The sequence below is a fragment of the Streptomyces sp. NPDC127097 genome, assembly GCF_042724075.1.
GTDB lineage: Bacteria > Actinomycetota > Actinomycetes > Streptomycetales > Streptomycetaceae > Streptomyces.
Genome location: NZ_JBHXFI010000012.1, coordinates 101,579 through 118,882, shown reverse-complemented (window position 1 = coordinate 118,882; position 17,304 = coordinate 101,579). Strand labels below are relative to the sequence as shown.

At 73.2% G+C, this 17,304-nt stretch carries 15 protein-coding genes, 1 pseudogene and 1 riboswitch; of the genes and pseudogenes, 4 read left to right on the top strand and 12 right to left on the bottom strand.

Annotated elements, in window-relative coordinates:
• Positions 1 to 94 precede the first annotated feature (94 nt).
• The gene (locus ACFWJW_RS12795; RefSeq protein WP_387238876.1) at positions 95 to 595 is read left to right on the top strand and encodes a VOC family protein; all 501 of its coding nucleotides are present in this window, start codon (positions 95 to 97) and stop codon (positions 593 to 595) included.
• Between the two features lie 204 nt (positions 596 to 799).
• Here the strand turns inward: ACFWJW_RS12795 and ACFWJW_RS12790 are convergent.
• The 3 genes and pseudogenes from ACFWJW_RS12790 to ACFWJW_RS12780 all read right to left on the bottom strand — a co-directional run bounded on the left by ACFWJW_RS12790 (position 800) and on the right by ACFWJW_RS12780 (position 3,774).
• Positions 800 to 1,958, bottom strand: a pseudogene (locus ACFWJW_RS12790) (HoxN/HupN/NixA family nickel/cobalt transporter).
• A gap of 9 nt (positions 1,959 to 1,967) precedes the next feature.
• Positions 1,968 to 2,184: riboswitch (cobalamin riboswitch) on the bottom strand.
• Between the two features lie 109 nt (positions 2,185 to 2,293).
• Positions 2,294 to 3,142, bottom strand: coding sequence for an alpha/beta fold hydrolase (locus ACFWJW_RS12785; RefSeq protein WP_387238873.1), 849 nt, complete (start codon positions 3,140 to 3,142; stop codon positions 2,294 to 2,296).
• The gene (locus ACFWJW_RS12780) at positions 3,139 to 3,774 is read right to left on the bottom strand and encodes a MarR family winged helix-turn-helix transcriptional regulator (RefSeq protein ID WP_387238870.1); all 636 of its coding nucleotides are present in this window, start codon (positions 3,772 to 3,774) and stop codon (positions 3,139 to 3,141) included. Before ACFWJW_RS12780 ends, ACFWJW_RS12785 begins: the two co-directional genes overlap by 4 nt.
• A gap of 211 nt (positions 3,775 to 3,985) precedes the next feature.
• Between ACFWJW_RS12780 and ACFWJW_RS12775 the strand changes: the two genes are divergently transcribed.
• Positions 3,986 to 4,399: a hypothetical protein gene (locus tag ACFWJW_RS12775; RefSeq protein ID WP_387238867.1), complete on the top strand. Its 414-nt coding sequence runs from the start codon at positions 3,986 to 3,988 to the stop codon at positions 4,397 to 4,399.
• On the opposite strand, the gene ACFWJW_RS12770 is transcribed toward ACFWJW_RS12775, so the two are convergent.
• The 7 genes from ACFWJW_RS12770 to ACFWJW_RS12740 form a co-directional block, all read right to left on the bottom strand.
• A complete protein-coding gene (locus tag ACFWJW_RS12770) occupies positions 4,362 to 5,018 on the bottom strand; it encodes a nucleoside/nucleotide kinase family protein (protein WP_387238864.1) in 657 nt (218 codons plus the stop codon). The genes ACFWJW_RS12775 and ACFWJW_RS12770 overlap by 38 nt on opposite strands.
• A gap of 250 nt (positions 5,019 to 5,268) precedes the next feature.
• Positions 5,269 to 6,462 (bottom strand): methyltransferase, encoded by a 1,194-nt coding sequence (locus ACFWJW_RS12765; RefSeq protein WP_387238861.1) that lies wholly within the window; start codon positions 6,460 to 6,462, stop codon positions 5,269 to 5,271.
• Positions 6,463 to 7,011: 549 nt separating this feature from the next.
• Positions 7,012 to 7,665, bottom strand: a complete 654-nt coding sequence (locus ACFWJW_RS12760) for a DedA family protein (protein ID WP_387238858.1) — start codon at positions 7,663 to 7,665, stop codon at positions 7,012 to 7,014.
• Positions 7,666 to 7,954: 289 nt separating this feature from the next.
• Positions 7,955 to 8,419 carry a DoxX family protein gene (locus tag ACFWJW_RS12755; protein ID WP_387238855.1) on the bottom strand — a complete coding sequence of 155 codons (465 nt, stop codon included), beginning with the start codon at positions 8,417 to 8,419 and terminating at the stop codon, positions 7,955 to 7,957.
• Positions 8,420 to 8,479: 60 nt separating this feature from the next.
• A complete protein-coding gene (locus ACFWJW_RS12750) occupies positions 8,480 to 10,522 on the bottom strand; it encodes an FAD/NAD(P)-binding protein (protein ID WP_387238852.1) in 2,043 nt (680 codons plus the stop codon).
• Between the two features lie 195 nt (positions 10,523 to 10,717).
• Positions 10,718 to 12,466 (bottom strand): alkaline phosphatase D family protein, encoded by a 1,749-nt coding sequence (locus ACFWJW_RS12745; RefSeq protein WP_387238849.1) that lies wholly within the window; start codon positions 12,464 to 12,466, stop codon positions 10,718 to 10,720.
• A 135-nt stretch (positions 12,467 to 12,601) separates the two neighbouring features.
• On the bottom strand, positions 12,602 to 13,246 hold the full coding sequence (locus ACFWJW_RS12740) for an HNH endonuclease family protein (RefSeq protein ID WP_387238846.1): 645 nt from the start codon (positions 13,244 to 13,246) through the stop codon (positions 12,602 to 12,604).
• A gap of 208 nt (positions 13,247 to 13,454) precedes the next feature.
• Here ACFWJW_RS12740 and ACFWJW_RS12735 point away from each other — a divergent pair, with 208 nt between their 5' ends.
• Positions 13,455 to 14,213 carry an ABC transporter permease gene (locus ACFWJW_RS12735; protein ID WP_387238843.1) on the top strand — a complete coding sequence of 253 codons (759 nt, stop codon included), beginning with the start codon at positions 13,455 to 13,457 and terminating at the stop codon, positions 14,211 to 14,213.
• A gap of 225 nt (positions 14,214 to 14,438) precedes the next feature.
• A complete protein-coding gene (locus tag ACFWJW_RS12730; RefSeq protein ID WP_387238840.1) occupies positions 14,439 to 15,020 on the top strand; it encodes a TMEM165/GDT1 family protein in 582 nt (193 codons plus the stop codon).
• Between the two features lie 175 nt (positions 15,021 to 15,195).
• Here ACFWJW_RS12730 and ACFWJW_RS12725 read toward each other — a convergent pair whose 3' ends face one another.
• Together ACFWJW_RS12725 and ACFWJW_RS12720 are read right to left on the bottom strand one after the other, a co-directional pair.
• Positions 15,196 to 15,858, bottom strand: a complete 663-nt coding sequence (locus ACFWJW_RS12725; protein WP_387238837.1) for an HAD-IA family hydrolase — start codon at positions 15,856 to 15,858, stop codon at positions 15,196 to 15,198.
• A gap of 182 nt (positions 15,859 to 16,040) precedes the next feature.
• The gene (locus ACFWJW_RS12720) at positions 16,041 to 17,102 is read right to left on the bottom strand and encodes a peptidoglycan-binding protein (protein ID WP_387238834.1); all 1,062 of its coding nucleotides are present in this window, start codon (positions 17,100 to 17,102) and stop codon (positions 16,041 to 16,043) included.
• Positions 17,103 to 17,304: the final 202 nt, after the last annotated feature.

The window sequence follows — 17,304 nt, the reverse complement described above, 5'->3', positions numbered from 1 at the left end:
CCTGGGCAGGGGCGGGGTGTGCGAGGTAGAGCAGAAGTAGGGGAGGCGGCGGCGCCACGGCGGTGTCGCGGCCGGGAGATCGGAGAACAGCTCCATGTCCGTACGACGTCTGAATCACGCGGTGCTCAACGTCCGCGATGTGACACGGTCGGTGGCGTTCTACACCGAGGCCCTCGGGCTGACGGTGGATGTCGAGATACCGGGGCGGGCCGCGTTTCTCAGCGCTCCCGGCTCACTCAACGATCATGATCTGGGGCTGTTCGCGGTGGCGCCGGACGCGCCGGGGCCCGAGACCGGGCGGGTCGGGCTGTACCACCTGGCCTGGGAGGTCGGCACGCTCCGCGAACTCGTCGCGGCACACACGCGGCTCACCGAGCGCGGCGCCCTGGTGGGATCGACCGACCACCTCGTCGCCAAGTCGCTGTACGCCAAGGACCCGGACGGCAACGAGTTCGAGGTGATGTGGCGGGTCCCGCGGGAGGACTGGCCGGGCCCGGACCAGCCGGACCGGCTGCTGCCCCTCGATCTGGCGGCGGCGCTGGAGCAGTGGGGGCCGGACCGGGAGACGGGCGCCGCGGCGGGCTCGGCCACCTGAGGCGCCGGACCGGGCCGGGGGAGCGAGGGGCCGGGAGCGGCTCGGGCAGTTGAGGGCGCCGGGCCGGCTCGGCCGCCCGCGGGCGCCCGTCCGGATTGGGACCCGCGGGCGCTCGACCGGACCGGGGCCCGAGGGGCCGGGACCGGTTCGGGCATCCGGGAGGGCGCGGCCGGGGTGCGGGAGCAGGCGCCGGCCCGCGCTTCCTCAGGCTCCCGGCGCGGTCTGCTCCGGCGACTCGGCTCGCCGAGCCCGCTCCGCCCAGCGCTTTTCGACGCCGGCCAGACGCCAGTACGCCAGCGCCGCGGCCCACACCACCACGAACAGGCCGACGATGATGAAGCCGACGTTGTCGAGGTCGAGGCCGGAAATCCAGCCGGTGAGCGCGTCGTTGAGGCCGAGCTTGTCGTGCAGCACGGTCACCAGCTCGATGGTGCCGATGAAGAAGGCGACGGCGATCGACAGACCGGTGATGGTGAGGTTGTAGTAGACCTTGCGCACCGGGTTGGCGAACGCCCACTGGTAGGCGAAGTTCATGAAGGTGCCGTCCAGGGTGTCGAACAGGCTCATCCCGGCGGCGAACAGCAGCGGCAGACACAGGATCGCGTACCAGGGCAGGCCCGCCGCCGCGCCGCTGCCCGCCATCACCATCAGGGTCACCTCGGTCGCGGTGTCGAAGCCGAGCCCGAAGAGGAAGCCGAGCGGGAACATCTGGCCGGGGCGCGAGATGGAGCGGGTGAACCGTCCCAGGAAACGGTTCATGAAGCCGCGCGCGTCGAGGCGCTGCTCCAGCTCGGCCTCGTCATAGTGGCCGTCGCGCATGCCTCGGAAGACCCGCCAGATCCCGGCCAGCGCGATGAGGTTGAGGGCGGCGATGAGGTAGAGGAAGGTGCCCGAGACCGTGGTGCCGACGGTGCCCAGGATCTGGTGGGTACGGGACTCGTCGTTGAGCAGCGTGCCGGCGAGCTGGGCACCGCCGGCCACGAGGGCCGCCATCACCACGACCACGCTGGAGTGGCCGAGGGCGAACCAGAAGCCGACCGAGACCGGCCGCTTGCCGTCGGCCATCAGCTTGCGGGTGGTGTTGTCGATCGCGGCGATGTGGTCGGCGTCGAAGGCGTGCCGCATACCGAGGGTGTATGCGGTGATGCCGAGCCCGACGCCGAAGACCTGGCTTCCGACGGAGTAGTGGTTCGGGACCACGAGCAGGAAGAGCACGCCGAAGGCCACGACATGCAGCCCGGCTATGACGGCCATCAGGCCCGCGGTACGGACGGTGTCCTGCCGGCGCCAGCGGAACGTGGCGGGGGCAGGGGAGTTCGGGGTATCGGTGGACAGGGCCATCCGGGCGGTCACGCTCCAGCACCTCGTGGATCAGTTCGTGAGATGCCGTGGCCGGTCTCCTGGCTTACGGGTGTGTCCGCGTCCGCCCCGGCCTTCCCGGCCGCGGGCTGCGGTCAGTGGCGCCGCGGGCGCGCCAGGCGCCCGCGGAAGGGGTGGAAACTCCCCGATCACAGTGGCGAGGGCCGCTCCGGGCTGGGACCACAAGGTCCGTCACCGGCTTCCCGAACACCACGGCCCGGCCACTCTAGCCGCCGCCCTCGCGGTACGCGGTGCGTGGGGGTTTTCGCCTTCCATGGGGGCACTGCCCTCAATGGACCGGTCACAGGGGGCCGGTTGTGGTGGGCCGGTCGCGGTGGGTCAGTAGTCCAGGGACGAGAGGAAGGCGTGCAGTTCGTGGTCGAAGAGCGGGGTGTTCTCCAGGTTGACCATATGGGCCGCACCCGGTATTCGGACCCTTCGGGCGCCCGGGACGGTCAGGGCTATCGCATGGGCGTTGGCGGAGATGTCCCGGCTGTCGAGGTCGCCGTCGAATACGACCGTCGGCACCCGGACCTCCCCGAGGCGGTCGGCGGCGCCGACTTCGAGGGGCATTCCGGCGCCCATTCCGTCGGCATGGACCTCCACATTGGCCGCGGCCGAGGCGCGCATCCGTTCGCGGAATCCCGGATGCACCGCGGACGGTTCACGATGCGGCCCGTCCACCCATATCCGCAGGAAGTGCTCGACATACCGCTCCGCGCCGTCCGGTGCGCCGATCGCCGCCACCTGCTCCTTGATGTGCGCCAGGACGAAGGGGTCGGTGAAGGCCCGGCCGCTGATTCCCGGGGAGGCGAGCGCGAGGGCCGTCACCCGGCCGGGGTGGGCGAGGGCGGTGTCCAGCGCGACCCGCGCGCCGTGGGAGAGGCCGACGAGGACGGCGCTGGGGACATCGAGGGCGTCCAGCAGGGCGCACAGGTCGTCGTGGTGGGAGAAGTCGCCGGTCACCGTGGAGGACAGGCCATGGCCGCGGGCGTCGTAACGGATCGCGCGCAGGCCGGAGTTGACCAGCCAGGTGAACTGCTCGTCCCACATGTGCTGGTCGAGCATGCCGCCGTGCAGCAGCACCACCGCCGGGCCCGAGCCGGCCGTCTCGTAGAACAGCTCGCCCTCGTCGATCGGCACGATGCCGTTGTCGATCTCGGACCAGGCGGTGATTCTCCGCGTCATTCTCCTGACCGTCCTTTGTGCATGAGAGGGGGCGGGGCGGGTCTGTCGTCGTGGCCGTCAGAATTGCCGTTACTACGGTTCCTGCCGTTACTGCCTTCACTGCGACGACTGTCCCGACTGCCCTGACTGTCGGTTTCCTCCGGTTGAACGCGCGAGCCGTTCGCCAGGTGCCGGAATTCCTCGCCGAGTCGGTCGAGTACGTGCAGCGCGGTGCGGACGTCCTCGGCGGGCAGGTCGGCCAGCCGCTGCCGCAGCTCCGTCGCCTCGAACTGCTGGACCCCGCGTATCGCCGCGGTGCCTTCGGTCGTCAGCCGGATCAGGGGCGAGCGTCGGTGGGCGGGATTCGGGGCCGTGACGACCAGGCCCAGCTCCGCGGCGTGGTTCACCCAGCGCTGCACCGGCTGGCGGTCGAGCCCCATCGAACGCGCCAACTGCGGGACGGTACGCGGACCTTCGGTGCGCAGCGCGTCCAGGAGCGCGTGTTCGCCGGCGGTCATGCCGGTGTCGGCCAGCTCGCGCTCCACCGCGCGCACGACCGTGCGGTGCAGCGGCCACAGACGTCGGATGACGTCGTACAGCAGATCTTCGGTGGCCGCCGGCCCTCCGGCGCCCTCCCCCTCGGTACCCCTCACCGCAGCCCCCTCAGGTCCCTCGTCGTCCCCATCGGCGTCCGCGTCGGCGTTCGCGTCGGCCTCTTCATTGACATCCCCCCCAATGACACTCGTGATGTCATGATGACACCGCTGATGTCGTTTGGGAAGGGGCCTGCCGCGGAATGGAGTTGAGGGGGCGGATGGGTGTGATGAGGCTCGTGTGGTCGGGGCGAGGAAAGGTGGACGGCGGATGAAGGTCGGTCTGTTGCGTGCGGTCGGGGTCGCCACGGCGGTCTACGGGGTGGCGGTGACAGCGGTGCCCGCTCTGCTGGCACGGCCCTCGGGGCTGGTCGATGAGGAGGGGCGGACCGAGCGGGCGACACGCACCTCGCTGCGCCCGTTGGCCTGGCGGGATGCGGTGAGCGGGCTGGCGCTGGCGGTGGCCCCGGAAGGCCCGGCGCTGCGCACCGCCGCGTATGTGCGGATCGCGGCCGACTTCGGGGACGCCGCTCTGCTCGGCGCGACGCTGCCCGGCCGCGACCGGAAGCTGGCGGCGGTGGCGGTGTCCGTGGGGTGGGGTGCGCTGTCGGTGGCCGGGCTGCTCGCCGGCGGGCGGCGGCGGGAGGTTAGGAGCCCGCCGGCGGCGGGGCCTCTTCAGGCGTGAAGGTGATGACGAGGTCGGCGCGGTCGCGAGTGGCCGCCACCACCCGGGCGTTGGCCTCGTCCGAGGCGTGGACGAACCGCTCGGCGTCGGCGCGCGGGCGCCCGAAGCGCTCATGGCGGTCGACCAGCCGCCGGATCCGCTCCGGGGTGTCCAGGTCCACGTACCAGACCTCGTCGAGCAGTGCGCGGACCCGCGACCAGGGGGCGGAGTCGAGGAGGAGGTAATTGCCCTCGGTCACGATGAGCGGGATATGGGGTGCCACGGGGATGCTGCCGGCGACCGGCTCCTCGATCCGGCGGTCGAACGCCGGGGCGTAGACGGCGCTGTCCGGCTCCGGTGCGCGCAGCCGCGCCAGCAGCGCCGCGTATCCGGCCGGATCGAAGGTGTCCGGCGCGCCCTTGCGGTCCGTACGGCCCAGGCGGCGCAACTCCGCCTCGGCGAGATGGAAGCCGTCCATGGGGACGAGTGCCGCCTGCCCGGCCAGCTCCGCGACCACATGGGCGGCGAGGGTGGACTTGCCGGAGCCTGGCGGCCCGGTGATGCCGAGCAGCCGCCGCCGGGCGGGAGTCGCGGACTCGGCGAGCCGGCGGGCGCGGGAGAAGAGATGCCGGGGATCCATGGTGCGTCCATCGTGCCCGATCGGCGTCGCAGCGGCCGGAGGCGCCCCGCTCGGCGGCCCTGCGCCGGCGGCTGCGTCGGCGACACGGCGCTCCCCCTCGCTCGCCGCCGCACTCCGCTCGCCCGGCTCACGCCCGGCCTCCGTTTCTCAGCCGTGGTACTCCATCCCGTACTTGGCGCCCGCTCTCGTTGAGGCGGTCGCGGCCCAGCTCGCCTGTGCGGGGCCGCGGGCCTGACCGTACGGCCGCGGGTCAGGAGGCGGAGGCGGTCCGGTCCGCGAGGCCCAGGCGCCACAGGGACGTGACCTCGGCGGCGCGGGCCACGTGGAGCGGGTCCGAGGTGTCCCGGGCGCGCGGATGGCGCGGGGTGACATCGAGCCGGCCAAGGACCGTGAGGCCGGCCTTGGCGAAGGCGTCGAGGAGTTCGGCGTGCGGACGCAGCCCGAGGTGCTCCGCCAGGTCGGAGAGGATCAGCCAGCCCTCGCCGTCCGGTGTCAGATGGTCCGCGAGGCCGTTCAGGAAGCCGTGCAGCATGCGGTTGCCCGGGTCGTACACCGCGTACTCCACGGGGGAGGTCGGTTTCGCGGGCACCCATGGGGGGTTGCAGACGACCAGGGGGGCGCGGCCGGCCGGGAACAGATCGGCTTCGACGACCTCCACCTGCCCGGCGACACCCAGGCGTTCGGTGTTCTCGCGGGCGCAGGCCAGCGCCCGCGGATCCTGGTCGGTGGCCACGATCCTGCGCACTCCGCGCCGGGCGAGCACCGAGGCCAGCACGCCGGTACCGGTACCGATGTCGAACGCCAGCTCCTCGGTGGGCAGCGGCGCCTCGGCCACCAGGTCGACGTATTCGCCGCGGGCGGGGGAGAAGACGCCGTAGTGCGGATGGATGCGGTCGCCGCCGAGCGCCGGGATCTCGACGCCCTTCTTGCGCCATTCGTTGGCGCCGATCAGGGCGAGGAGCTCACGCAGTGAGACGAGAGTGGTGGTCGGGTCCGAACCCGCCGTGGCGCCGGACGCCTCCGCGCCGGCGGGCTCACCGGGCCCGTACGCCCGGGTGCAGGCTTCGCGGACATCAGGGGCGCGGTGCAGCGGGACGGCGAAGGACGCGTCCAGGGGGACCAGCAGCATGCCCAGGATGCGGGCCCGGTGATTCTGCGCGGCCCGGTGCAGATGGAACGCCTGGGTGACATCGGCGGGCGGTGTCTTGCGGGGGCGCCGGTCGATCCGGCGGGCCATCGCCGTCAGCAGCTGACGGGCGTTGTGGAAGTCGCCGCGCCACAACAGCGCGGTGCCCTCACAGGCCAGCCGGTAGGCGTCGTCGGCCTTGGTCCGGTCGTCCGCGAGGACGATACGGCGCGGCGGCGGGGCGCCGTTCTCGGAGCGCCAACGGGCGGAGCGGGGCTGGTCGGCCTCGGTCCATTCGACGACCGGCGGGTGGTTCACCGAAGAGTGCCTCGTGTGTGTGGTGGGAGCCCTCCCAGGGGTGCCGCCCTCGGAGCGGCGCCGGTCCGGCGCCGGGGGAGCGGTGCTGCGCTCGCAGGAGACGGTGGGCGGGTTGGTGGGACGGTCGACTTTACTCCGTATTGGCATCGGTCTCGGCCGCACCGGCGCGAGGGCGGGCGGCGGCACCGGGCCCGGTGCCAGTCGATGCCGAACGCCCGGGCGTAGCGCACCGTGCCGCGCGGGGGCGGGGAGCCGTCCGGGGACAGCGCCATGAAGGCATCGTCCGGCCAGGGCCGCGGCGGCAGAATGCCGAACCGCGGGGCGGCCGGGGCGAACCCGAAGCGCGGGTAATACGGCGGATGGCCGAGCACGATCGCGGTCCGCTCCCCGGCGGCCCGCGCCGCCTCCAGGAGCGCGCGGATCATTTCCGCCCCGCCGCCGGTAGCCCAACAACAGACCGCCGGTCACCGGCCCAACGACAGACCGCCGATCACATGCCCTCAACAACAGACCGCCGACAACCGGCCCTCGGCGTCCGCCGCCGCCCCGTCAGTGCGCCGGGTGACGCTCCGGGCGGCGCATCAGGAAGGCGGCGGCCGATCCGGCGGCGAAGAGGGCGACGACGGAGAGGGCCGTGCTCATCCAGGAGGTGCCGAGCCAGTGCCCGCCGAAGTAGCCGAGGCTCACGCTGTAGGTCGCCCAGACCAAGCCGGCCAGGGCGGACCAGGGGAGGAACTCGCGGACCGTACGGTGCGCGACACCGGCGCCCAGGCTGACCACGGAGCGTCCGGCGGGGGCGAAGCGGGCCAGGACGACGATGCCGCCGCCGCCCCGCGTCAGCGCCGTACCGAGTCGTTCCTGTGCCGTGGCCAGCCGGCGGGAGCGGCCGATGGCGCGGTCGAAGCGGTCGCCGCCGCGCCGGGCGAGCCGGTAGGCGACCATGTCGCCGAGCACGGAGGCGGTGGCCGCACACAGCACCAGGGACAGCATTTCGGCCAGGTGGGCACCGCTGTGGACGGTGGCGGTGACCTCGGCGCCGCCGACCGCGTCGGCCGCCGTGCCGGTGCCGGCCGCCGTAGTGGCCGCGGCGATCACCAGGACCCCGCTGGGCAGGATCGGGACGAAGACGTCGAGAACGATCGAGATGCTGACGATCACATACACCCAAGGGCTGCCGCCGAGGGACCCCAGGCTTTCCAGCAACGTCCTTCTCCCGGTCCGAACCCCGCCGCGACGTCGCTCGGTGCGGCAGGGGCGGCGCTACAGCCATACAGCGTACGCCTGGCCATGGTGGCCGAAAGGGTGGGGGTGGGATACGTGGGAAGCGGCATTGGGTGCGTGGCGCCCGGGACGCGTGGCATGCCCCTTATGAGGAGGGATGGCCCGCGCCCGGCGTGTCCCGCCCTTGGGCGCCGGACGCGGTGCGGCCCGTACGGCAGAGCTGCCGTACGGGCCGTGGGAGGCGGGCCGGGGTCCGCCGAAGCGTGGGGCGTCAGACGGCGGAGGGCTCCCGCTGAGCGGCCGGGGCCGCCTCCGCGCCGCGGTCGCCGAAGAAGACCCGGTCGAGGGCCCATGCGCCGGGGCCGGTGAAGAAGATCAGCAGGAACGCCCAGCAGTACAGCGCGGAGGGCTCGCCGCCGTTCTGTATCGGGAACAGTCCCGAACCCTGGTGCATGGTGAAGTACGCGTACGCCATCGAGCCGGAGCTGATGAACGCGGCGGCGCGGGTACCCAGGCCGAGCATCACCAGGAGGCCGCCGGCCAGCTGGATCACGGCCGCGTACCAGCCCGGCCAGCTGCCGGTGGGGACGGTGCCGCCCTGGCCCATGGCGCCGCCGAGGACGCCGAAGAGTGAGGAGGCGCCGTGGCAGGCGAAGAGCAGGCCGATGACGATGCGGAAGAGCGCGAGCGCGTGCGGCGTGGATCTCTGGGTGAACGAGGTGAGCGGTGTGGACATGTGGGGACTCCTACGGCTTCTGGGGACGACATAACCGTGAAGGGCACAGGTTAGGGACACCTAATCTGTACTTGCAAGTTCAACCTCTGGCCATATGGGATCTTTGGCTGGAAGCGGCCGCACCTGCCCCGAAACCACTCCCGCCGCCGACGCCACGCCGGTCGCCGAGGCCACGCCCGCACTCATACCGCCCCCCGCGGCCGGGTCCGTGCCCCCGACCGCCGCCCGCAGCGCCGCCCGCGCCACCGCATCCGTATCCGCCAACGTCACCGACCCCACGCCGGGACGCGCCCCGGCCGCGGTCACCCAGTGCACCCCCTCCGTCGGCACCCCGACCGCGAACCGCCGCGGATGGCGCCGCCCGTCGGCCCCGATGAGGTGGTACGGGCTCGGCGACACATCGAGCCCGCCGCTCTCGTAGCCGTCCACGGTGTGCGGCCGGCCGCCGCCCTCGGCCAGCAGCCGGGCCAGCAGCGGGTCCGCGGTGCGCCGGACATCCGGCTCCGGCAGCCGTGCCTCGATCAGGGCCGTCGCCGTCACCGTGGAGCCCGGCACGTCCGGGGAGTGCGCCGTGAAGCCGGGCTCGCGGCCGTCGGCGGAGCCGGGCCGGACCGTCATCCGGGGCCCGACCACCTCCAGCACCCCGGCCTCGATCAGCGCGGTCATCTCCTCGATCCGGCGCCGCGGCGGCCCGATGGAGAGAAAGGCGTTGAGCGGGGTGTACCAGCGGTCCAGATGGTCACGGCGGGACGCGCCGGCCAGCCCGCCGTGGTCGACGATCCGCCGCAGCTCGTTGCGCAGATCCCGCAGCACGTCCAGGGCCGCCTTGACCGGGCCGGACACATTGTCCTGGCGGGCGTGGGCGACGTCCTCCCGCAGATGGTCCAGCAGCCACTCCCGGAAGGCGGCGCGGCCGGCGAACGACCGCTCCGCGTGCGGCCGGGAGATCCGCTCCCAGTCCCAGCGCTCGCCCGGCCCGATCCCGAACGCGTCCAGGGCGGCGGCCTCTTCGGGGCTGCGGTGCGCGCTGCCCAGGAAGCGCTGCCGGAACCGCTCCCGGAAGAGGGGGTCCGGCATGCCGCCCGCATCGCGTCGCGCCAGCAGCGCCTCGTAGTAGACCGTCTCCACCTCCTTGGCCACCAGGGGCCAGACCTCCGCCAGGAAGTCGGGCAGCTCACCGGAGTCCGCGCGCTTGCGGAAGGCCGCTATCACGTCCTCGGTGAGCAGCAGCGGCAGATGACGGCCGTGCGCGCCCTTCGCGTTGTCGCCGCGCGCGTGGTACGGAACGCCGCGCCGGGAGCCCGCGTACAGCCGGGGTTCGCGGCCGGACGGCAGATACGTCAGCGTCCCGTCGGCGCCGCGGACGAACCGGCCGCCCCGGGCCGTCGTCAGCAGCGCCATGTGATCGAAGAAGTTGAGGCCGAGCCCGCGCAGCAGTACCGGACGGCCCGGCGCCAGCGCCTCCAGGGCGGCCGAGAGGTCGGCGGGATTCGCGGGCGGCAGATAGCGCAGCCCGTGCCCGGCGGCGTAGTCGGCCAGCCGCCGCTGCTCCGCGTCCGCGACGGCCGGCAGATGGCCCTGGGCGAGGACCACCGCCCCCAGGCCGTGCAGCGTCCGGCCGTTGTCGAGGGTGAGGGACTGGGTGCCGTCGGGGGCCTCGGCCAGCCGCACCGCGTGGGCCGGGTGCGTCACCACCCGCACCCCCTCGGGTGCGGTGCGCACCGTGTGGCGGAAGAACCACTCCAGATAGCGCCCGTACAGCGCGCGCCCCGGATAGTCGTCCGGGCCGACCTCGCACCCCTCCCAGTCGTACAGGCTCGGCCCGGGGCGTATCGGGCCGGCGCACTCCACGCTGTCATCGGTGAACAGGGTGACCTGCGAGGCCACGGTGTTCATCAGGAGCTCGGGCGGCTGGGCGGTGCGCCACACCTGGCCGGCACCGGGCGGCGCGGGATCGATGACATGGACGGTCAGCCGGGAGCCCGGGGCCAGTTCGGCGGCCGAGGCGCAGATCCGCTCCAGCACGCTCGTCCCGCGCGGCCCGGCGCCGACGAGCGCGAGGGCGTGCCGGGGGCGGTGGTCGGCGAAGTGGTCGGCGGCCAAAAGGAGCTCTCCCTGGGGCGGTGGACGGCCGGGGCGCGGCCGCCCGGGACGTTCGGGCGACGAGCAGAAGTGCGCCCCATCATCACTGCCCGGCCCGCCGGCGGAGGAGTCGAGTGGGCAAAATAACGTGGCGGATTCGCGGATCGCACGCCTCCGGCGCACAGACGGAGCGTCACGGACGCCGGAACGTCCGCCTCATCCGGACTTCGGCCGTTCGGTGCCCGCCGCCGGACCGCCCGTGACACCGGTTTCCCCGCCCCCGCGGGTATCGGCCAACGCGGCCCGCCAGACCGTGACGAGCCGGACGCCGCCCCGCTTCTCCCGGCGGGTCTGGTCCAGGGCCAGCCGCGCCGCCCGGCCCGCCAGTGTCAGCGTCATCAGCTGATTGCCGAACCAGGGCCCGCCGGTGCGCCGCCACTTCACCGCCGGCTTGGGCAGCCGCCCGTGCCGGGCCAGCAGCTTGCCCAGCCAGCGGCCGGAGCGGCTCCAGCCGAAGCGGAAACCGGCCTGGAGCGAGCCGGGGATGCTGTTGTGGACGGGGGAGCAGGTCAGCTGGAGCACCCGGCTCGTGGGGTGCGGACCGGCGCCGCGCCAGTGCGGCTCCGCCACATACGCGTGGTGCACGTCCCCGGACAGCACACAGACCGTCGCCGGGGCGCCGGCACCGGAGCCCGCCTCGGCGATCAGCTCGGTGAGCGCGGTGAACGATCCGGGGAAGGCCGCCCAGTGCTCCAAGTCGGCGCGCTGGCGCAGCAGCTCGCTGCGGCGGGCCCAGCGGGAGCCGCGTTCACCGGCGCACAGCGCGGCGTTCCAGCCCTCCCCGGCATGGATCAGATGCGGCAGCAGCCAGGGCAGCGAACTGCCGAGCAGCAGATGGTCGTAGCTGCCGCGCCCGTCCAGCACCGCCTGCCGCAGCCATTCGCCCTCGGTCTTGTCGAGCATCGCGCGGCGGCCCTCGTCCAGCACCCGGGTGGCCCGGGTGTCGATCATGACCAGCCGCACCCGGCCGAAGTCGCGGCGGTAGCTCCAGCGCGCGTGCGCCGGATCGTTGTCCGCACCGGCCGCGAACTCCCGTACCAGGTCCGTCGCGTCCGGCACCGCCCGGACCTGCGCGTACAGCTCGTCGGCGGCCAGTTCCGCGGGCGAGAGATTGCCCAGGTGCTGGTGGACCCAGTACGACATCAGGCCGCCGAGTATCCGCTCCCGCCACCACGGGGTCGCGCGCATCCGGGCCAGCCAGGACGCCGAGGTGTTCCAGTCGTCGATCACATCGTGATCGTCGAAGATCATGCAGCTGGGGACCGTGGACAGCAGCCAGCGGACCTCCGGGTCGAGCCAGGACTCGTAGTAGAGGTAGGTGTATTCCTCGTAGTCGGCGACCTGCTTCCACGGTGGCTCGGTGAGGTCGCGGCGGCCGGCCAGCGCCTGCGCGGTCGCCTCGGAGGTCTGGTCGGCGTAGACCTGGTCGCCCAGCAGGAGCAGGACGTCGGGGCGCTGCCGTCCGGAACCGGCGGCCAGGTTGGCGGCGAGGGTGTCCAGCGCGTCCGGGCCGACCGGGTCGTGGTGCGCCTTCGAGGGCGTCGCGGACCAGCGGCAGGAGCCGAAGGCGAAGTGCAGGGGCTCCTGTGCGGAGGCGGGGAGGGTGCGGATGGCGCTCGCGGGGAAGTGGCTGCCGGGCAGCGGCCAGACCTCCTCCTGGCTACCGGTGGGAGTCGCCCCCGGATCTTCCAGGAGGACCCGGTAGGGCGTCTCGCTGCCGGGCGTCAGTCCGGTCACCGGGACCAGCGCGTAGTGGTGCCCGGCGACCTGCCAGGTGTGCTCCGCGCCGGCCGCCCCGTCGTCGCAGCGGACGTGCACCACGCACGGCCGGTCGGTCTCCACCCATACCGTCGCGCTGTCCGCGTCGACATACCGCAGCAGCGGCCCCAAGCGCAGTCCGGCCATCGGGTGCCTCCCCTTCGTCGTGGTCAGAGGATAGGAGCACCAGGGGCGCGGCGGGTGGCCGGGAGGCGGCGCGCCCGCCGACCGGTCAATTTCCGGCCGACGGGCGCGCGGGTCGGCAGCCCTGAGGAGCGGGGCTCAGCAGCCGTCCAGGATCTTCTTCAGCGCGGCCTTCTCGGCGGAGTCCGCGGTCATGTCGTACTCATGCTTCACCGACACCCACATCCGGGCGTACTCGCAGTGGTACGAGGTCTTGGGCGGCAGCCACTTCGCCGGGTCCTGGTCGCCCTTCTCCTGGTTGAGGTTGTCGGTGACCGCGATCAGCTGGGAGTGGGTGAGATCGTTGGCCAGCTCCTTGCGGCGCTCGGTGGTCCACTGCGCGGCGCCCGACTTCCACGCCTCGGACAGCGGTACGACATGGTCGATGTCGAGGTCGGCCGGGTCGGTCCAGGTCGCGTTGTCGTAGGCGGAGACCCACTTGCCGCTGGTCGTCTTGCAGCTGCCGTCCTGCTGTACGTCCGTGCCGTCGCGCTTGAGCACCACTTCGCGGGTGTTGCAGTTCTTGCCCTGGTCGATCCAGTGCGGGAACTTGTCGCGGCTGTAGCCGTCCTGCGGGCCCTCGGCCTGTTCCTTGATGTCGGCGAGGTACTTCCGAGCGGTCGCCGCGTCCGGCGGGCTGGGCGGTGCCGCCTGGGCGGACTGGCAGCTCAGCGCCAGTGTGCAGACCAGGGCCGCGGCCGAACCCGCGGCGAGGGAAACTCGACGCGCGTAGACCTTTTTCATCGAAACTCCCGGAATGTGGGGGGAAGTTGACGTGCGGTGCGCGGCTCATGGTGTCGCTGTGGGGTTTCCGTGAGACGTGCACCAGGTAACAGGGTGACGACATGCCCACGTCAGTTCAAGGGCTGACGGGACGACATAACTGCACAGTGGCACTCCGGTTGTGTCGCTCCGGCGTATGCGCCCCTCGTCACACCCCTACAGTGAGCGCGTGCTGCTGCCGGTCAACGCCACTCTCGGGATCGTCCTCGCCGCCCTGCTGATCGCCGCCGTGGCCGTCGCCGCACTGGCCCGCCTCGGCCACACCCGGGCGATCGCGGTCGCCGGACTGCGCGCCGCCGCCCAACTCGCCGCCGTCTCCTACCTCATCGGCTGGGTGGTGCACGCCCTGCCCCGGCTGCTGGCCTTCCTCATGCTGATGTTCGCGGTGGCGGTACGGACCGCCGGACGCCGGATCACCCGCAATCGCACCTGGTGGTGGGCCGCCGCGCCGATCGCCGTCGGGGTCGTCCCGGTCGTCGGGCTGCTGCTGCTCACCGGTCTGGTGCCGCCGCGCGGAATCACCCTGATCCCCGTCACCGGCATCCTGATCGGCGGCGCGCTGACCGCCACCGTCCTGGCCGGGCGGCGGGCGCTGGACGAGCTGGAGACCCGGCGCGGCGAGTTCGAGGCGGGCCTCGCGCTGGGGCTGGTCGACCGCGACGCACGGATGGAGGTCGCCCGCCCGGCCGCGTCGGACGCGCTGCTGCCGGGGCTCGACCAGACCCGGACCGTGGGGTTGGTCACACTCCCCGGTGCGTTCGTGGGCATGCTGCTGGGCGGGGCCTCGCCCGTGCAGGCCGGTGCGGTGCAGCTGTTCGTGCTGGTGGCGCTGCTGGCGGTGCAGGCGACGGCCTGTGCGGTGGTGCTGGAGCTGGTCGCGCGCGGAAAGCTGCACCGCGTACCCTTGACGTCAGCAGAAGGGGAGTAGCTCTCTGCCGGACCGTCGACATACTGCCCTCCCGTCGCCCGACCACCACTCCTGGTGGAGCGCGTTCCGCGCGCTGTGACGACGGGCGAGCCGGCGCCCGGAGCGCGGTACCCAGCCGTACCGCGCCAGCGAGACCTTCGGCCGCAGTGTTCGACGCTGCCGTGCCGAAGCGACCCCTTTCCCGGGCCTTTTGGTGCGGCCCGACCGATCGAGGTATCCCACCCCGTGTTCAGCTTCACCATCGCCGCCGTCGTCTTCGGCGTCGTCTTCCTCGCCGAACTTCCCGACAAGACCGCTCTCGCCGGCCTGATGCTCGGCACCCGCTACCGCGCCTCCTATGTCTTCGCCGGTGTCGCCGCGGCCTTCCTGGTGCATGTCGCCCTCGCCATCGCCGCGGGCAGCGTGCTGAACCTGCTGCCGCACCGTGTGGTGCAGGGCGTGGTCGGTGTCCTCTTCCTCGCGGGCGCCGCCGTGCTGCTGTTCCGCAAGGGCGACGACGAGGAAGAGGTGAAGAAGCCCGCCGACCAGAGCTTCTGGAAGGTCTCCGGGGCGGGCTTCATGATGATCCTGGTCGCCGAGTTCGGTGATCTGACCCAGATCATGACCGCCAACCTCGCGGCCCGTTACGACGCTCCGCTCTCGGTCGGCGTCGGTGCCGTCCTGGCGCTGTGGGCGGTGGCGGGCCTGGGCATCCTGGGCGGCCGCACGCTGATGAAGTATGTGCCGCTCGCCCTCATCACCAAGATCGCGGCGGCCGTGATGCTGCTGCTGGCGGGCTTCAGCCTGTATGAGGCGATCGTGGGCTGAGTTTTTTCCCCGCCGCCCACCCCCCTTCGGGGGGTGGGCGGGTGTAGAGGGGAGGTTCGGCCCGCCCGGTGTGTGCGGCGTCGCCCCTGGACGGCGCGGCCCCTGGACGGCGCGGCCCCTGGACGGCGCGGCCCCTGGACGGCGCCGGCCCCCGGGGCCCCGGGCCGTCCGGCGCTCAGCCGCCGATGTGCACCGCGATCACGCCGTCCGCCGACGCCTCGACGCGGACGTGGGTGAGGTCGGGTATCTGCACGGTGGGCCCGAACGCGGCGGCCCGGCCGCCGACGCCGACCACCCGCATGCCGGCCGCCCGGCCCGCCTCGATGCCCGCCTCGGAGTCCTCGAACACCAGGCAGTCCTCGGGGGCGAAGCCCAGCTCGGCGGCGCCCTTGAGGAAGCCCTCCGGGTCGGGCTTGCTGGCGCTCACGCTCTCCGCGGTGATCCGCACGTCCGGCATCGGCAGCCCGGCCGCGCCCATCCGGGCGTCGGAGAGCGCGATATCGGCGGAGGTCACCAGGGCGTGCGGCAGCGCGGCGAGGGCGGCCATGAACGCGGGGGCGCCGGGGACCGGCACCACGCCGTCCATATCGGCGGTCTCCTGGGCCAGCATCCGGCGGTTGTCCGCCAGGTTGAGCTCCATCGGGCGGTCCGGGAGCAGCGCGGCCATCGTGGCCCAGCCCTGCCGGCCGTGGACGACCTGGAGGATCGTGTCCCCGTCCAGCCCCTGTTCGGTGGCCCAGCGGCGCCAGCAGCGCTCCACCACGGCCTCGGAGTTCACGATCGTGCTGTCCATGTCCAGCAGCAGGGCGCGGGCGGTGAGCGTGGTGGTGGCCGTCATCGGCGGGCTCCTGGGCGCTACGGACGGTGCGGATCGCGCACGTACGGAAGACACGTACGGAAGGAACAGAGCGGTCCCGCCCGCCGGTCAGGGAGTGCGGGCGGAACCACTTTGTTTCTTCACGATACAAAAAGCGCCCGCTGGGGACAACCGGGCTGGTCAGCGGCCTGCATCGGGGCTGGTCAGCGCTCTGTGGGCGAGGTCTGCGGTGCCTGCGTCCGGGACTCCAGGGACGCCCGGGTCGGCGCGCCGTAGACGCCGTCCGGATCGCCCGCCACCCCATAGGCCCGCTGGTAGCGCGCCACGGCGTCCCGTACGTCCGCGTCGTAGCGGCCGTCCTCCGGGCCGGGGTACAGCGCCAGCTGCCGCAGCCGCCCCTGAAGCTCCACCACTTCCGGGCCGCCGGCCCCCTCGCGCAGCACGATCGGCCCGGTGGGCGGGGCGCTGGGGCCGTGGGTGGCGGGGGAGTCCGAGACGCTGCCGGAGGCCCGGGTGGGGGCGGGGGGACGCGGGGCCGGGGTCCGGTAGGGGCGCACGCTCGCCGCGGGGGTGGTCGCGTCCGGTGACGGGGAGCGGGTCGCGGTGGGCGAAGTGGCGCCGCTGGGTGCGGGGGCGGAGGTGCCGCCGGTGGGGAGGGCGGCGTCGGGGGAGGCGGTGCCGCGGTCGGGCGGCGCCGCCCGGGTCTGGGTGCCGCCGGAGAGGGCGTCGGTGCCGATCAGCACGGCGGTGGCGGCCATGGCGGCCCCGGCGGTCAGCAGTACGGCCGGCAGCGCGCGCCGCCGGCGCGGGGCGGCGGTGGAGCCGCCGGCGGCCGGCTCCTCCTCCGGTCCCTCCGACGCGCTGCACGTCCGGGAGGCCGGGCCGGCGGGGCGGCGCCGCATACGGGGCATCAGGGGGTCGGCGGGCCCCGCGCCGGGCGGACCGGGAGTCAGGCTCTGCCCGGGGTCCAGGGGCGGTCCGGTGGCGGACGACGACGGCCCGGTGCCGGACGACGACGGCCCGTCGGCGTAGTGCACCGCCGCGTCCACCCCGGGTAAGTCGTCCAGCAGGTCACCCCGGCCGAGCGCGGTGCCGTCCGCCGCGCCGTCGTTGTCGCCTGCCTCCCCCTCCCCGTCGGGCAGTGACACGTACGGCCGAACGCGCAGCGGATCGAAGTCGTCCGCCGCGGCCGCCGCACACAGGCAGGCCGGCCGGCCATGGCCGCGTACGGGGGCGAAGCAGTGCGGACAGGTCTGTGCCGTCACGGGTGTTCCCCTCCCTGGAGGCATCGAACCGGCAGCGATTATCCAGACGCCGCACCGGTCCGCGCAGGTGCTCGAAGACATCCGCCCGGCATACCCCGGGTGTCCTCCGGGAGACCCCCGATGCCGGGCGCCGCTCGGCGGGCCATATCCGGTGGAACCGCCCAGGATGGAAGAAGTCCGAAGGAGACACGGCACGGCAAGG

Bases quoted from the DNA above. Each gene is read 5' to 3' on its own strand.
- ACFWJW_RS12795 (WP_387238876.1), top strand. From the start codon at position 95: ATGTCCGTACGACGTCTGAATCACGCGGTGCTCAACGTCCGCGATGTG.
- ACFWJW_RS12745 (WP_387238849.1), bottom strand. From the start codon at position 12,466: ATGGCCGGACTGCGCTTGGGGCCGCTGCTGCGGTATGTCGACGCGGAC.
- ACFWJW_RS12770 (WP_387238864.1), bottom strand. From the start codon at position 5,018: ATGGATCCCCGGCATCTCTTCTCCCGCGCCCGCCGGCTCGCCGAGTCC.
- ACFWJW_RS12755 (WP_387238855.1), bottom strand. From the start codon at position 8,419: ATGTCCACACCGCTCACCTCGTTCACCCAGAGATCCACGCCGCACGCG.
- ACFWJW_RS12740 (WP_387238846.1), bottom strand. From the start codon at position 13,246: ATGAAAAAGGTCTACGCGCGTCGAGTTTCCCTCGCCGCGGGTTCGGCC.
- ACFWJW_RS12775 (WP_387238867.1), top strand. From the start codon at position 3,986: ATGAAGGTCGGTCTGTTGCGTGCGGTCGGGGTCGCCACGGCGGTCTAC.
- ACFWJW_RS12725 (WP_387238837.1), bottom strand. From the start codon at position 15,858: ATGACGGCCACCACCACGCTCACCGCCCGCGCCCTGCTGCTGGACATG.
- ACFWJW_RS12785 (WP_387238873.1), bottom strand. From the start codon at position 3,142: ATGACGCGGAGAATCACCGCCTGGTCCGAGATCGACAACGGCATCGTG.